Source organism: Shewanella piezotolerans WP3 (assembly GCF_000014885.1).
Lineage (GTDB): Bacteria > Pseudomonadota > Gammaproteobacteria > Enterobacterales > Shewanellaceae > Shewanella > Shewanella piezotolerans.
Window position 1 is genome coordinate 732,377 of sequence record NC_011566.1, and the last position, 15,472, is coordinate 747,848.

A 15,472-nucleotide genomic window follows, 5' to 3' on the forward strand; every position below is an offset into this window, starting at 1 on the left:
ATAATGACTAATTTAATTCAAACAACCGAAGCGGAACAAGTTCAATACGGGTTCTATTTTGATAGCTCTAAATGTACTGGCTGTAAGACCTGTCATGTATCGTGTAAATCACGTGGTGATCTTCCAGATGGTATTATTCAGCGTCGCGTTTATGAGTTTGTTGGTGGCAGTTTCAGTGAAAATGCTGATGGTAGCTATAGTAACGACATTCACACTCACTACACCTCTATTGGTTGTAACCACTGTAGTGAACCTGTTTGTGTCAGTACTTGTCCAGTAGGCGCTATGCATAAAGAGCAAGATACCGGTTTGGTGAAAACTAATGATGACAAATGTATCGGCTGTAATATGTGCGCCCAAGCTTGCCCCTATGATGCGCCGCAAATGGATACTGAGCGTAAAAAGATGACCAAGTGTGATGGTTGTTCTGATCGTTTGGAGTTAGATAAAAAGCCTATTTGCGTTGAGTCTTGCCCGTTACATGCGCTTGATTTTGACACCATGGAAAATCTAGAAGCTAAATATGGCAAAGGCGATACTCACCTTAAACCATTACCTGATTTTTCTGTGACCAAGCCTAACCTCATTGTTAAGAATAACCGCCATGCTGGTAAAGGCGGCGCTGTTATTAATAGCAGAGAAGTTTAATCGATAGCACGGGGCGCCTATGGCGCCCTGTTTACTTGATGTGAGGTAAAAAATGACAGAGTTAAAACAAGCCACTTTAAGCCCAATGGCAAGCTCAGGTACTGAAAAGTCCGCTGCTGTTTTTGATATTGAGGAAGCCGCAGGCATCGCCAAGCTGTTGCATAACGTCTATTTCGCTTACCCAAGTGCTGATTTCATAAACTTACTGGCGCAAAATGAGATCAGCAAAACTTGGCATATGTTTGCCAACAATGAAGATTATCATTTAGGAGTTAGTTATCTTTCTCGCTATTTAGATAGCTGGAACGACGAAAAATTAACAGAGCTAATGCTTGATTATGGCGATCTTTATTTTGGCGCGAGTATGCCTCTGGCTCTACCTTGGGGCTCTTGCTGGTTAACTGAGCAGCGCTTACTTAATGATACCAGTACTCACGAGCTGCTTCGATTCTACGGTGACCATGGTATTGAGTTACAACTAGATAAAAATCAACCTGCCGATCATATTGGCATCTTTTTGTCGGTGATTTCACAGCTGCTAACCTTAATGTCAGATCCAACAAAAGAAAGTCAGCACATTGAGTCAAAGCAAGTATTGACTTTATTATTGTCAAATCATCTACTGACTTGGTCTGCTCCATTTTTACAAGCCAGTATTGATAATGCCAAAACTGATTTTTATCGTGCTATGGCATTGTTACTAAGAGAACTGCTGAATGCTCTAACCACTGAGCTAAACATTCTTTCTGCTGTGCATGTAAAGAGTCGGCACTGATGAGTGTTATTGAGGCCACAAGGTTACAATTTAAAAAGAGTGCTTTTGCCGAAGAGGTTGTAAAGCACTTGGCTTTAGAGCCAGAAGTACATGATCTATTTAGTGCTGCAACCTCAATAGAAACTACCAGCCATATTATTGCTGCAATTGTTGGCTGTGAAACTCCTGAGCTATTAGAAGCAACCTCAATGAGCGACTTATTAATTTTTAACTCGCTATTTACTTGCCTCAGAGTGCTTTTTGTAAAGCAAGTTCAGGGGACTGAATTAAGCCAAGGCGAGCAGCAGATTGTGTCCCTAGCTAACCGCTTTGCAAAAAAACTCGCCTGTAATGAAAACAGTATGCATCTGCAAGGAAATATTGAACTGGTCATAAAGCTATACAACCAGTTGCAAACACTTGCAAAAGCGGAGGTTAGAAACCACCGCTCTATGTGTTAATCGACGATAATGTTGAGATAACCTAATGTTTTCGACCAAACTGGCAGTGAGAATTGACTGACTAAAGGTGTGGCATGAGGATCGCCAATGCTATTAAGGCCATCATAACCTCCCGATAGACTAATCGTTTCAATTTGATGGTCTGCTTTGGCAATTATTATGGCCTTATCTAGTTGATGCTTGCAGGTAAATTTAGTCACCTTAAAACTTGTAATCGGCAAGCCGTTATTACCATAAGCCGTAATACTGATACCTCGACTGCGAACTAAAGGGTAATGTAGCTTTGCTTGCTCTGCGCTTCTTTCTCGAGCTTTCGATAGCGCCAGCTTAATATCGTCGAGGGAGTTCAGTTGGCTAAGAGTTGGCGCTATAGGGCACAGCTGCAATGAGCCTTCACTCTGCTCTAAAGTAAAATACTGGCCATGAAATTTAACAATAGCGTTATCTGCAAGTGTGATATTGCTACGTCTTGCTTGCGGTGGTTGTTTCTCTAACCAAAAACATGGTTGTCCCTTGCTGCTCAGATCTTGAAAAACAGCAATGGGGTTACTTCCTTCTGCAATGGCGCTATCGAATGCTGAGCAAACCTTATAAACCTTGCTGTCAGAAGAGATAAGTTGAATGAGATCACCTCCTTTAACTTGAGTATATTCTGTTTTAGTTATTATTGGCTTCCATGCTGAGACGATTGGTTTTTTTATCTGTTGTTTGATTGTCATTTTTCAATGCCTTGTTGTCTCAGAAACAATCGGATACTTACAAATTAGTTAGCAAACCCAAGCTCTGCAATAGTTATTGGAACTAAGATCGATAAGTTGTGATATCGGTCTGTACACCTGTTATCTCGCTGTTGGTGGTTGTTTTTTATTGGTTATCGATTAGGTAGGTGGCAACCTTTGCTTAACTTGCTTGCAGTGCCGCTAATAAAGGTAGAGTTCGTGTTCTATTCACTCCGAAAACTCTTGGCTCATTAGCGCACTCAAAGGAGTCCCTCTTACTTGCTACACTCTATAGTTATGTAATGGCTCAAGAGCAGTGACGGGTAATTCAAGTTACCCTATACCAGTTAATGGGCTATATACGGTTAGTACTGTCGTTTTGCTGGTTAGCAGTGTAAAATGCGCGCCCGGATCGGCTCTTGTTCTCGTTTTATTTGGTAATTATATGCAAACCCAACTCAACCGCACTTTCTCTATTGCTCCAATGCTAGATTGGACTGATCGCCATTATCGTTACTTTGCACGATTGATGTCTGCTGAAGTGTTGTTGTACACCGAAATGGTGACAACTGGGGCTATTATTCATGGCCGCGGTGATTACCTTGCTTATAACCAAGAGGAGCATCCTGTTGCGTTGCAACTTGGTGGCTCAAACGCCGTTGATCTTGCCACTTGCGCCAAGCTTGCTGCTGAGCGCGGTTATGATGAAATTAACCTCAATGTAGGCTGCCCGTCAGACCGAGTTCAAAATGGTCGTTTCGGTGCTTGCCTGATGGCTGAGCCAACATTGGTGGCTGAGTGTGTTGATGCAATGAAGCAGGTTGTTGATATTCCAGTGACTGTGAAAACCCGAATTGGTATTGATGAACAAGACAGTTATGAATTCTTAACCGAGTTTATTGATACCGTGAAAGCTGTTGGCTGTAATGATTTTATCATTCATGCCCGCAAAGCTTGGCTGCAAGGGTTAAGTCCGAAAGAGAACCGTGAAATACCAGAGCTAGACTACGAGCGTGTGTATCAGCTGAAACGTGATTACGCTGATCTGAGTATTAGTATTAATGGTGGTGTGAAAACATTGGCAGAATGTAAGACTCATCTTCAACAGCTTGATGGTGTTATGGTTGGGCGCGAAGCTTACCAGAACCCTTATATATTGGCCGAAGTCGACCAACAGTTATGTGGTATTGATAAACCGGTTATGAGCCGAGATGCTGTTTTGGAGAAGCTACTTCCCTATATAGAGAAACATTTACAAGCGGGCGGTAAGCTGAATCATGTTACTCGGCATATTATCGGCTTGTTCCAAGGAGAGGTTGGTTCGCGTGTTTGGCGTCGATATATAAGTGAAAATGCACATAAATCGGGGGCTGGGATAGAAGTGGTAACCCAGGCTAGACAAGAGATGAAAGCAGTCGTTAGTCTATAATTCTTACTATATTATTCCGCTAAAAGATCATATGTAGTGAAATTCACCAGAGCATGGTGAGTTTCACTAACCTTCGATACACCTCCTTAGTCCTTTCGTTTTAACTTCAAGCCTAAAAATAATAAAATTGTTTTTATTCAGTGGTTTAGTTTATCTATTAAAAGTTGGCACGGCACTTGTATTAGTCTCTATGCAATTAGGCGAAACTCGAAAAGGAATCCATTATGTTTAATTCTATTGTTATGAAGACTGTAAAGACCTCTGTATTAACTGTTGCGTTATTAGGCGCAAGTTTATCTGCTCAAGCCGAGACATCGTTAGTCTCTGAAGTGGCAAGCAACATTGAGCAAAATATCAGTGCTCAAATGCAAGATATTGTTGCTAAAGCGCAAACAGAGTTGAGTCTTTCTATTCAATCTCAGATGTCAGAAATGATGTTCGAATTGGATAGCAGTGAAGAAATTGACGCAAGTGCACTGGCAGCTGAAAAGGTTGAAACTCCGCTGGTAACAAGCGCACTAGTTAAGGATTAATTATGTGGTTTATTGCACAGTTTGCTGGCTTGCTGCTGCTGCCTGTGATTAGTTTAGCGATGTTTGCTTGTCTTGTTTGCTCGCTACAGTGGCACAAGTTGAAAGATTAAGTTCAAGTGATTGGTTTAGTACTGTTGCAACCAATAACTGATTTATTAGCACAGTTTTGATTGAGTAGAACTTCTAATATAGAAATGCTCATAGAGAGATAATAGGGAGATTGAAATGGCTGATTTAATTAGCAGGTTAAAAGACCCATCATCATTGGTTTGTGGTGTGGCTGCGTCAATGGCGGATAAGTTTGAATGGTCGTGTTTATGGACTCGTGTAGTATGTGCCGTTGCCGTTTTTTGTAATCCAGCAATGGGATTAGTGATTTACTTTGTTCTCGCCTTGTTGTTACCTAAATGGGAAAAGCAATGTTGATATCTGCGGCTAAAGGACAAGAGCCCACGCAGAAGGCCGTGATAGCATTCAAAGGCTGTGATTATGCGAACTTACACTGTGCCGCTTTTGGTCATTTAAATTAAAAGTATGCTTGTTAATCGCGATACCGATCCAAGCATACTTTGCAAATTAGCCTGTCTTTAGCGGGTAAGTTACTTCTTTAAAAATGCTGCGAAACGAGATTTTGCTTCATCACTAGCAAGCCTAGCACCAAACTCAACTAGCTCTTTTTCCATTTGCGCCCTGATCGCTTCTTTGTTGTAGCGCATAAGCTGTTTAGTTGTTTGCAGTGAAATCGGTGGTTGCTGAGCAAGCTTCTTCGCTTGGCTTAGCGAAAACTCAAAAATATCTTCATTAGTGATCACATCATTAATTAATCCATATTGATGTGCTGATTTAGCATCGAAACTTTCGCCCAACATGAGTAACTCTGCGGCTTTTACGTGGCCGACAACTTGAGGCAGTAAAAGACTGGCACCCGCTTCTGGTACTAACGCAAGTTTGACAAAAGGCAGCTGGAATTTTGCTGTGTTGTCGGCGTAAACTAAATCGCAATGAAGCAGTAAGGTTGTGCCGATACCGACCGCTGCTCCTGTAACGGCTGCAACCACTGGTTTTGTCAAATCGAGTAGGCAAAAAAGGAATTTAAATGCAGGATGATCTACACCTAAGTTACTATTTTTTAAAAAGTCAGCTACATCATTACCAGATGTAAAGCATTGTGCTTGACCACGGAACATAAAGGCTCGAATTTCATTGTCCGATTCACCTTGGATAAGGTATTCTGTTAGCTGTGTATACATTTGAAGGTTAAGTGCATTGCGCTTGTCTGGACGATTAAACGTAATAATTCGTACCCCATTATCGTCCTTAACCTGAATCGTACTCATTCGTTATGTCCTCATGTTGCGAATTAGATTTTAAAATGGAGTTTAAGACATTGAAGCAAATATTCAAACAACTGTTTAACATTACTCTGTTAAGCTGCTTTTCATTCTCGGCTTTTGCACAGGTGATGCTCACCGATGGTTATGTTCGCGCAATGCCTGCCAGCGTGCCCAATACTGCGGCTTACATCACCTTAGAAAATCATGGCCCTGCAACTCGCCTTGTTTCGGTTACAGCTCCATTTGCCAAAGAGGCTCAGCTGCATACACTTGTTGATGAAAACGGCATGATAAAAATGCGCCAAGTTGATGGCTTTGACATAGACTCACATGGCAGCTTGGTTTTGTCTGAATCAGGTAATCACATTATGTTGTTGGGCTTAGATTCCCCTCTAACTGAAGATAGCAAAGTGGAGCTAACCTTAAACTTTGCAGATGGCCAGCAGCAAGTGATTTCACTACCGGTACAAAAACAGGCCGTTTCGGCAGAGTCTGAACACCATCATCACCATCATTAGGAGTAACAGCAAATGCAAATGACATGGAAGAAAGGCGTTGGTATCGCCGCGGTGATTTTTTTGATTGGCTACTTTGTTGCAGTTTGGTGGAGCGTTGAGCCTGATGTTATTGAGCAAGAGGTTTATAAGCAAGATAATGGTCGCCAAGTAACAGGCTACGCCACGACAACGTCGCTAATTTTGACTGTCGAAGCCTTGTTAGATAAGCAAGGGGGCTGGTTGTCGAATGATGTCACACCGCCGTCTATTTTTATGGACAACATGCCAGCATTTGAATTTGGTGCTATTGAGCAGGCTCGTGATTTAGCGCTAATTATGCGTAAAGAGTTTAGCCGTTCTCAGTCTCAATCAACTGCGGATAAGGACTTACTGGCGGCCCATTCAAAACTCAATATTGAGCATACTAGTTGGTTGGTGCCAAGTGCTGAAAGTGAGTACAGAGATGCTGTTAAGTTATTGAAGTTGTACCGTGCTCGCATGGTCGCAACAGAAAACCCTGATGCGCAGTTTTATGCCCGTGCAGATAACCTAAACGAATGGTTGAAAGAGGTGCAGAAACGTCTTGGAAGTATGTCACAACGACTTTCTGCAAGTGTTGGTCAAGAGAGGCTCAATACTGATCTTTCTGGTGATAGCTCGGCAAGACAATCAACCCCTGGCTATGTAGCACAAGAGATTAAAACCAGCTGGTGGAAAATCGATGATGTGTTTTATGAAACTCGTGGTGCAACATGGGCACTACTTAATTTCATGAAAGCGGTGGAAGTTGATTTTGCTGACGTGTTAAAGAAAAAGAATGCTCAAGTGAGTTTGCGACAAATTATTCGTGAACTCGAAGAAACTCAGCAACCCGTTTGGAGCCCTATGATCCTTAATGGTTCAGGCTTTGGGGTTGTCGCTAATCACTCTTTGGTGATGGCAAACTATATCTCGCGTGCAAATGCCGCGGTTATCGATTTAACTAACTTATTGACTCAAGGTTAACTATGAAAAAGACATTATTAGCGTGTGCACTATTAGGCTCTCTAGTCGGCACTTCTGCTCATGCTGCTTCTGTTGTTGGTTTTAAAGTGGGTGGTGATTACTGGCAAGCTGATACCAGTGGAACTTTTGCAGAAAGAGGCCAGCCGCAGCAAGAGTTTAACTATAAAGATTCTTCGCAAGGCAGTATCTGGGTTGCTATCGAGCATCCAATTCCATTGATCCCGAATGTTAAGATCCGTGAGAATAGCTTAGAAGGTAAAGGCAGCATGTCAGGTGCTGATTTTAACTTTAATGGTCATAACTTCATCGGTGATGTAAACGCAACGACTGACCTAAGCAATACTGATTTTGTGCTTTATTACGAGATTCTAGATAACGATATTGTTGCGTTAGATATTGGTGCTGCATATAAGCTTATGCATGGTGAATTCCGTGTAGCAGACGCTGGTCACCCAGAAAGAAAAGACATCGATAGCGGTATTGTGATGGGCTATGTTGACGCACAAGTGGGCATACCTGGTCTTGGCCTGTACGGTTTTGCTGATATTATGATGGGCGTAGACGAGTCAAACGTCTACGATTATTCAGTGGGTCTTGGTTGGAACTTTGATGGCACTGCACTCGATTACCGCATCCGTGCAGGTTACCGTGACTTCAAATTTGATGTTAATGGTTTTGACGGCGTGACCGCAGACATGCAGTTTAAAGGTTACTTTGCGGGTGTAGAACTGGTTTTCTAAATATATTTTTAATATGTTAAACAGCGCATGACTTAATTAAATGCCAGTCTCTAAGACTGGCATTTTTGTGTTTAATGCTCAATTCTAACTTGTTAAAGTGCTTATCTAGTTAGAGCTGCATAGTCTTTATCGCTTAAGTTAAATAGCGAAAGATAGCTTGCCAAATTACTGCTTTCTCCCTGCCACGCCAATTGATTGAGGCTGTGTAAGATAAGCTTTTGTGATTTACGCTCCAGCATCAGTTCCACATCCAGCATCTGTTGATACTCGTCTGCAGCTAAACAAGATTTACTTAACCGGCGCAGCTTTCGATAGGGAAGTAATACACGTGATTCCCATTTAAACGTATCTTGTTGCAGCGTTTGCCACTGCTGCAGCGAAAGTAAATGGCTTTGCTTATCGAGCCAAGTCGCCAGCAGCAATAGATTCACGTTCACTTGGTAGTCATCTTGTAGCGCTAGGCATATTTGTTGATGCTTTAGATAGATATCATCACAATCTTGCCAAAGTAGCCCATCTAGCTTGTTGAGAAACGTCATCTTCATTGTCCATTGAAAAAGGGGCTAATGCCCCTTTTAATTATTCCATTATCTTAATCAGACAGAAGCTCGCACACTTTGTTCAATCTCTTCTATCTGTTCTTGAATTTCCAACCATTCCATTTCGCTTTCTTCTAAGCCTTGAGTGAGCTTGGTGCGTTCATTTAGCACTTGAGTAAGCTTGGGTTTATTATCAGCATCGTAGAGACTGGCATCCGCTAGCATCTGTTCCAGCTCACTTAAACGGTCATTGGCTTTCTGCTGCTCTTTCTCTAGCTTGGTTTGGATTTTTTTCATTGGTGATAGCTTTTGCCTAAGCTCTGCTTCCAAACGCTTTTGCTGTTTCTTGTCTTGAACTGGTTTAGCTGTTGCTGCAGCATCGTCTTTATTGGCCGTCTTCGCTGCATCCAGTAACCATTGATGATAATCATCTAGATCGCCTTCAAAGCTCTTCACTTCACCTTGGTCGACTAAGTAGTAATCGCTACAACTGAGTCGCAGTAAATGCCTATCGTGCGAGACAATAATCATCGCGCCTTCAAATGACTGCAGCGCCATGGTGAGTGCGTGGCGCATCTCTAAATCTAAATGGTTGGTCGGTTCATCGAGTAATAATAGGTTAGGGCGTTGCCAAACCAGCAGCGCTAACACTAGGCGGGCTTTTTCACCACCAGAGAATGGGCGTACAGGTGCAACGGCCATATCGCCATTAAAGCCATAGCCGCCTAAAAAGTTGCGTAGCTCTTGTTCTTTAGCATTAGGTGCAAGGCGAGCAAGGTGTTGCAGCGGCGTATCATCTAAGCTTAGAAATTCTAATTGATGTTGGGCAAAGTAGCCGATATTGAGACCTGGATTGGTTTCGTATTTACCTTTCATGGGCGATAGTTCACCAGAAAGCAGCTTTACTAAGGTTGATTTACCTGCACCATTTCGACCCAGTAGACCAATGCGAGCACCAGGCACTAAGTTCAAATGAACTTTCTTTAGGATCTCCGTCTCACCATAGCCGATTGAAACTTGCTCCATGGTGACTAGCGGATTAGGCAGTGCCTCTGGTTCTCTAAAAGCCATATGAAACGGGCTGTCAGCCTGTGAAGGCAGTAGTTCGGTCATGCGCTCAAGTGCTTTTAAGCGGCTTTGAGCTTGCTTAGCTTTACTGGCTTTATAGCGAAAGCGGTCAACGAATGACTGCATGTGGGCTCGCTCTTTTTGCTGACGCTCAAAGGCCACTTGTTGCTGCGCCATTCGCTCTGCACGAACATGTTCAAAGGCCGTGTAGTTGCCTTTGTAATAATTGAGTTTGTAGTTTTCTACGTGGACAATTTCGTCAACAATACCGTCGATAAAGTCTCGGTCATGACTGATCAGAATCAATGTACCTTGATACGCCTTAATCCAACCCTCTAACCAGTACATGGTGTCTAAATCCAAGTGGTTGGTGGGTTCATCGAGTAACAATAGGTCAGAGCGGCATAATAATGCCTGGGCTAAGTTCAAGCGCATGCGCCAACCACCCGAAAAGCTCTTCACTGGATTAGATTGCTCTGCTTCACTAAATCCAAGGCCTGCTAATAGGCTTGCCGCTCGGCTATGGATTGCATAGCCACCAATGGCGTCTATTTTACCGTGTAGTAAAGCGATTTTATGACCATCATCTTGCTCTTGCGCTTGATGCAAAGCTGCTTCAAGTTCACGATACTCGGTATCTCCATCAATCACATACTCAATAGCCGCGACCTCTAGCGCTGGTGTTTCTTGAGCAACCGTAGCTGTCTGCCAGCCAGACGGCATAGAAAAGTCGCCTTTGTCCAATGAGATCTTGCCTAAGATAAGTGCCAGAAGTGACGATTTACCCGTACCATTAGCACCCACTAAGCCCACTTTGTGGCCTGGGTAAACGGTTAACGAGGTTTCATCGAGTAGGGTTTTAGACCCGCGAACGAGTTGAGCTTGAGAGATGGTGATCATTTATGCCGACTTGAGTCTGAGTTAACGCAATTAATGCAGGGGATAATAGCTTAGTTTCTAGTCTGACTGCTATGACCAACAAGCAAAACTCTGGCTATGTATCGGCTTATTTATACTTTTGTGGCAAAATAGCGGCGAATTTACCCTTAGGGAGCTGATTGATGACAACCACCACCAAGAAAGTGAAGAAACGATTTGTTGCCGGCGCTAAATGCCCAAAGTGTAAAGCAAAGGAATCTATCGTACTGTTTAAAGATAATGGCATTGAAACGGTTGAATGTGTTGAGTGCGATTATCGAGAGCAACAAACAGAAGAGAAAGTTGCTAAAAAAGCGACTGGTGCGGTTATCGGTGTTTTTAAACCTGAATAAAGCAATAGGCATATCACAGCTGAAAGATAGAAGAGGGTTAATCGTTTTGAGCAACAATTAACTGCTCTATTCTAGCGAGCCTGTCTTGTCCCCAAACGCTAATTTTTTGATGATTATCTTGATAATTGAAGCTCGGTACTCCCCAAAGGCCGAGCGCTAGCATTTCCTCAAGATTTTGTTGCGCCCATTGACGCCAGTTTGTTTGCTCTAATAGGCTTAGGGCACGCTGCCAATCTAATCCACTACGCTCAACAATTCGTTTAAGACCCTCATCTGTATGGCTATGTATGCCTTGGCTATTGACTGCTCGCGAGTAATTTAACAGGTATTCGACAGCTTTACCTTGTTGTTCAGCATATTCAAATAGTGCGTAACATCTCTCCACGCCTTTACCTAGAGGGTCAGCTACTTTGCCATAATCTATGTTTAAGCGGCGTGCTTCACGAGTGGTGTCGTGAAAGATATACATTTTTTTGGCGGTTGGAACCGCTAAACCACGCATAATCATCGGCAGTACAGGTTTGACTCGCAGTGGAATTTGATATTTGTCGACAAGCTTTGCAGCTTGCTCTAAGCCTAAATGGGAGTAGGGGCTACGAATGGAGAAATAAAGTGTTAAGTGCGGCTGGTTTAACCGGGGGATTTTGCTATCGAGCACTTGTATATCAGATCTAAGCCTGGTCTTAGTATATTGCGGCGCTAAATTCTGTTGGCTTAATGTATTCAAACGCTGCTCTAAATAGGCAAGCCTATCGACTCCCCAATACCACTCGTTGCCATAATAAATGGTGGCAGATTGGTAGTGACCGAGAGTTTTTAGTAATGCCTTATTACGAGCCAAAATTTCGTCTTCTACGTGACTCAAGCTGGCGTTGTTTCCGGTAAGTTTCCCCAGCCAAAACTGCTCAAAAATTGTTATTAATTGATGAATCTCTGTGGTTGAGGCGTCGCAAGCTAGCAGTGCTTTAGTTGCTGTGATTTTTTGTGAGTCGCAGCTTAAATTTGTGTCGGGAAAATTAAATCCATATAGCTTAGCCAAATACTGGCAGTCGTTGAAGGCGTTTTTTTGCCAAAGCAGTGGCTCTGGAAAGGCATTTTTAGCCTGCGAAATTATCGGGTGGAAGGATAAACTCAGTGGCATCGCTGCACCGTAGCGGGTGATAAATGGCACCAAAGCTTGCAGTAAAATATAACTGTAGGGATCATCAATCTTAATAAACACTTTTAGATCGTGAGGTTGACGTAGCAGCTTGCGTTTAAGTTCAAAAATATAGCGTTTGGTATTAAGCAATTCATTGCTGGATAAACACTGTGCAAGGTAAGGCATAACAGCTGTTTTAACGGACATGATAATGGGCTAATTGCAGAAGTTAGTTTTAACATAAGCGGCAAAGCGCTACAGGTAAAGCACAGGCTTTAATCTTTATTGCTGAAAACATCTGCGTATGCTGCATCTATTGTAATAACTGCTACAATAGCGCGCTATAATAGTTAGCATTCATCATCGACAATTTGAGCCTTGTGTATAAAAGGCCTTTGTCACAATATTTTATCGCTGCAGAGAATCGGCAAGAGCGCCATCTGTAATTTACTGGTTAGCCGTTATTGACCAGCAATGAGCTTCATTCTCGCAGTGAATACTTAGGAAAGAAACTTTGACTCAATCAGTCCTCGATACCGATGGCCAAGTGCCGTTTTCAACCCTAAAGCTCAAAACTGAGTTACTCGACAACTTAACCACTATGGGGTTTGAGTCGATGACGCCAATTCAGGCACAGAGCTTACCAGCGATCCTTAATGGGGAAGATGTCATTGGCCAAGCCAAAACCGGTTCGGGTAAAACTGCCGCATTCGGTTTGGGTCTATTGCATAAGCTAGATGTTAAGCGTTTTCGTATTCAGTCTTTGGTGATGTGTCCCACTCGAGAACTTGCTGACCAAGTAGCAAAAGAGATCCGTACATTAGCCCGTGGTATCCATAACATTAAAGTGCTTACCCTTTGCGGTGGAGTACCAATGGGTCCACAAATCGGTTCGCTTGAACACGGCGCACATATTATTGTAGGCACACCAGGACGAATTATTGATCATTTAGATCGTGGCCGTTTACATCTAGATGATGTGCACACATTAGTGCTCGATGAAGCTGATCGCATGCTAGACATGGGTTTTCAAGTTGAACTTGAGGCCATTGTCGAACAGGTCCCTGTTGAACGCCAAACATTACTTTTCAGCGCGACATTTCCTGAACAGATTAAATCTATTGCAGATTCGATAATGTTCAAACCTGTGTTGGTTAAAGTCGCTTCTACGCATGAAACAAGTACTATTGACCAACACTTTTATGAAGTGGGGAATAATAATGATCGCATGCGTGCATTGAAGTTATTGTTATTGCAGCACCGCCCTGAAAGCGCAGTGGTTTTTTGTAACACTAAGCGCGAAACTAAAGATGTGGCCGCGCAACTTAAAAATGATGGTTTTAGTGTTGTGGCATTGCATGGCGATCTTGAGCAAAGAGACAGAGATCAAACCTTGTTGCAGTTCGCCAATAAGAGTGTGTCGATAATGGTGGCAACGGATGTTGCAGCGCGAGGACTTGATATTGATGCGTTAGATGCGGTTATTAACTACCACATTGCATTTGATACTGAAGTTCATATTCACCGTATTGGCCGTACTGGACGTGCGGGCAGCAAAGGTGCTGCACATACGTTTTATAGCGATGAAGATGGTTACAAGGTGGCATTGCTTGAAGATTATCTTGAGCGAGATATCATCAGCGAAGGGCTACCATCCGAGAATCTACTCGATACTTTCCCGACACAACCAAGCATGATTACTTTGCAAATTGATGGCGGTAAAAAGCAGAAGCTGCGTCCCGGCGATATTCTTGGTGCGCTGACGGGAGAAGACGGTATCGAAGGTAGTGAAGTGGGCAAAATTAAAATTACTGATTACCGCTCATATGTAGCTATTAATCGTAAAGTTGCTAAGCGCGCACTACACAAAATCGTTAATGGTAAGTTGAAAGGGCGTTCATATCGCGCCTGGGAAATGCGTTAACGACTAAATAATTTTGTGGTTGAGCCGATAAAAATCCAGAGTCACTCTGGATTTTTTATAGCTGTTTAAAAAGGTGATAATACACGGCTAGTGTTTGTCACAACTATTGAGTTTAAGGTTTAAAGTAGGGTTCTTTGTGGCAATTTCAGTCGCGGGTGGAGTAAAGCCCGGAAAAATCGTTGAGCTAGAGCATAGGTTGCAACACTTGCTGATTGTAGGCAAAAGCAAGCCTACAGCGATGGCTGGTGAAATTGATGCACAGCTTGAAGTTAACGCTAATAAACTTGAAATTGAACGAGAGGCGATTAGAGCGCGAATCGACAAGCAAAAGCGCGCCCAAGCGTTATATAAAGCGGTGTCGACCCAGCTCATCACTAGCGTAAACCGAACCATTGAACATCAACTAACATCCATCGAACTAGTGCTTGAACATTCAAACCTTGATGATAAACAGGTTTTGTTGATGGAAATGCTCTATTCCAAACAAGTGGATCTGGTGAAAATACGGCCGTTGGTGATGGCATTGCCTTGGTTGCAACGCGATCTTATTAATATGATCAATAGCCCGACATTTAGACATCGTCGTCCAAAGTCTTCTGAAGTCCAAGTCACCGATATAAAGTTGGTCCTCAATTATATTGGTATTGAAAACCTACAGGCGTTAATCCCCTTTTTTTGCTTACGTAACCTGATGCCCAGTGGTCAGCCTCAGTTGCTATGGGTCACACGCAAACTATGGCGTTTTAGCATTATCAGCGCGATAGCGGCGCAAGCTTTGGTTGAGTTGCACGGTAAAGACCGCGCTTTCTTCTATAGCTGCAGTTTGATGAATCAACTAGGTAACTCCTGTGTTATTAGTAATTGCGCCAAGTTGTTCGATTCCACTTGGGGAACTTGGCTCAAAGAGGCAAGTGCCAGTCGTGATAAAGCACTTTACGATGCCGTGATGGTGACTGAGTTTCCAGCGTTGGATGTTTATCAACAGGCGTTGAAGCATAGTGGTTTATTGAACTGGCAGTTACTGGAGTTACTTGATTTTGAACAAAGCCGTCTAACGCAGGCATTCAAGTCGATTAATACCAGTTTGAAATATGCAGACTTGAACGATGACGCAAAGTTGTTAGAGAGAGCTAACTGTTTCGCTCGTGTTCACCTGTTACAAGAATCTGGAAATATTACTGCTGCAGAACGACGGGTTATGTATGACTATTATGAGCTTTCTGAGCAAGAGTTAATCCGGTTGAATGCGCAAAACTACCGTAAACAGTCCTTAATTTAGTGTTACATAAAATAAGGCGACAGTATTATCAAAAAGCATTTCGATATCCCATATCATTTCTAACGCTGAATCAGTATATAGACGTCCATACATCCGCCAATTATTGTCAAAAAATAATATACAATTCTTA

17 protein-coding genes are annotated in these 15,472 nt (G+C 42.7%); 12 read left to right on the plus strand and 5 right to left on the minus strand.

Annotation, left to right across the window (positions count from 1 at the left end):
* Window positions 1-3 precede the first annotated feature (3 nt).
* From SWP_RS03210 to SWP_RS03220, 3 genes are read left to right on the plus strand one after another with little or no spacing between them, the layout of a single operon-like run.
* Complete coding sequence (locus SWP_RS03210) at window positions 4-648, plus strand: DMSO/selenate family reductase complex B subunit (protein WP_020910921.1); 645 nt, start codon at window positions 4-6, stop codon at window positions 646-648.
* A 52-nt stretch (window positions 649-700) separates the two neighbouring features.
* Window positions 701-1,423, plus strand: a complete 723-nt coding sequence (locus SWP_RS03215) for a TorD/DmsD family molecular chaperone (protein ID WP_020910922.1) — start codon at window positions 701-703, stop codon at window positions 1,421-1,423.
* Entirely contained in the window at window positions 1,423-1,863 is a 441-nt protein-coding gene (locus tag SWP_RS03220) for a hypothetical protein (RefSeq protein ID WP_020910923.1), read from the plus strand. Before SWP_RS03215 ends, SWP_RS03220 begins: the two co-directional genes overlap by 1 nt.
* Here the strand turns inward: SWP_RS03220 and SWP_RS03225 are convergent.
* Window positions 1,860-2,582 (minus strand): hypothetical protein, encoded by a 723-nt coding sequence (locus SWP_RS03225; RefSeq protein WP_020910924.1) that lies wholly within the window; start codon window positions 2,580-2,582, stop codon window positions 1,860-1,862. The two genes, SWP_RS03220 and SWP_RS03225, sit on opposite strands and share 4 nt — an antisense overlap.
* Window positions 2,583-3,027: 445 nt before the next feature.
* Here SWP_RS03225 and dusA point away from each other — a divergent pair, with 445 nt between their 5' ends.
* The 3 genes from dusA to SWP_RS03240 all read left to right on the plus strand — a co-directional run bounded on the left by dusA (window position 3,028) and on the right by SWP_RS03240 (window position 4,970).
* Window positions 3,028-4,011 carry a tRNA dihydrouridine(20/20a) synthase DusA gene (gene dusA / locus SWP_RS03230; protein WP_044555630.1) on the plus strand — a complete coding sequence of 328 codons (984 nt, stop codon included), beginning with the start codon at window positions 3,028-3,030 and terminating at the stop codon, window positions 4,009-4,011.
* 224 nt (window positions 4,012-4,235) lie between these two features.
* Window positions 4,236-4,544 (plus strand): hypothetical protein, encoded by a 309-nt coding sequence (locus SWP_RS03235; RefSeq protein WP_020910926.1) that lies wholly within the window; start codon window positions 4,236-4,238, stop codon window positions 4,542-4,544.
* A gap of 225 nt (window positions 4,545-4,769) precedes the next feature.
* On the plus strand, window positions 4,770-4,970 hold the full coding sequence (locus SWP_RS03240; protein WP_020910929.1) for a PspC domain-containing protein: 201 nt from the start codon (window positions 4,770-4,772) through the stop codon (window positions 4,968-4,970).
* A gap of 173 nt (window positions 4,971-5,143) precedes the next feature.
* On the opposite strand, the gene SWP_RS03245 is transcribed toward SWP_RS03240, so the two are convergent.
* A complete protein-coding gene (locus SWP_RS03245) occupies window positions 5,144-5,881 on the minus strand; it encodes an enoyl-CoA hydratase-related protein (protein ID WP_020910930.1) in 738 nt (245 codons plus the stop codon).
* Window positions 5,882-5,916: 35 nt separating this feature from the next.
* Here SWP_RS03245 and SWP_RS03250 point away from each other — a divergent pair, with 35 nt between their 5' ends.
* From SWP_RS03250 to SWP_RS03260, 3 genes are read left to right on the plus strand one after another with little or no spacing between them, the layout of a single operon-like run.
* Window positions 5,917-6,396, plus strand: coding sequence for a copper chaperone PCu(A)C (locus tag SWP_RS03250; RefSeq protein ID WP_044555631.1), 480 nt, complete (start codon window positions 5,917-5,919; stop codon window positions 6,394-6,396).
* Between the two features lie 12 nt (window positions 6,397-6,408).
* Window positions 6,409-7,380, plus strand: coding sequence for a DUF2333 family protein (locus SWP_RS03255; protein WP_020910932.1), 972 nt, complete (start codon window positions 6,409-6,411; stop codon window positions 7,378-7,380).
* 2 nt (window positions 7,381-7,382) lie between these two features.
* Window positions 7,383-8,120, plus strand: coding sequence for a TIGR04219 family outer membrane beta-barrel protein (locus SWP_RS03260; protein ID WP_020910933.1), 738 nt, complete (start codon window positions 7,383-7,385; stop codon window positions 8,118-8,120).
* A 101-nt stretch (window positions 8,121-8,221) separates the two neighbouring features.
* On the opposite strand, the gene SWP_RS03265 is transcribed toward SWP_RS03260, so the two are convergent.
* Both SWP_RS03265 and SWP_RS03270 read right to left on the minus strand, forming a co-directional pair.
* Window positions 8,222-8,659, minus strand: coding sequence for a TIGR02444 family protein (locus tag SWP_RS03265; RefSeq protein ID WP_044555632.1), 438 nt, complete (start codon window positions 8,657-8,659; stop codon window positions 8,222-8,224).
* 57 nt (window positions 8,660-8,716) lie between these two features.
* Window positions 8,717-10,627 carry an ABC transporter ATP-binding protein gene (locus tag SWP_RS03270; RefSeq protein ID WP_020910935.1) on the minus strand — a complete coding sequence of 637 codons (1,911 nt, stop codon included), beginning with the start codon at window positions 10,625-10,627 and terminating at the stop codon, window positions 8,717-8,719.
* 161 nt (window positions 10,628-10,788) lie between these two features.
* Here SWP_RS03270 and SWP_RS03275 point away from each other — a divergent pair, with 161 nt between their 5' ends.
* On the plus strand, window positions 10,789-10,998 hold the full coding sequence (locus SWP_RS03275; protein ID WP_020910936.1) for a YheV family putative zinc ribbon protein: 210 nt from the start codon (window positions 10,789-10,791) through the stop codon (window positions 10,996-10,998).
* A gap of 37 nt (window positions 10,999-11,035) precedes the next feature.
* Here the strand turns inward: SWP_RS03275 and SWP_RS03280 are convergent, their stop codons facing one another.
* Window positions 11,036-12,346 (minus strand): DsbA family protein, encoded by a 1,311-nt coding sequence (locus SWP_RS03280; protein WP_044555633.1) that lies wholly within the window; start codon window positions 12,344-12,346, stop codon window positions 11,036-11,038.
* A 340-nt stretch (window positions 12,347-12,686) separates the two neighbouring features.
* Here SWP_RS03280 and dbpA point away from each other — a divergent pair, with 340 nt between their 5' ends.
* Window positions 12,687-14,063 (plus strand): ATP-dependent RNA helicase DbpA, encoded by a 1,377-nt coding sequence (dbpA, locus tag SWP_RS03285; protein WP_020910938.1) that lies wholly within the window; start codon window positions 12,687-12,689, stop codon window positions 14,061-14,063.
* Window positions 14,064-14,199: 136 nt separating this feature from the next.
* Window positions 14,200-15,342: an HDOD domain-containing protein gene (locus SWP_RS03290; protein WP_020910939.1), complete on the plus strand. Its 1,143-nt coding sequence runs from the start codon at window positions 14,200-14,202 to the stop codon at window positions 15,340-15,342.
* Window positions 15,343-15,472 lie beyond the last annotated feature (130 nt).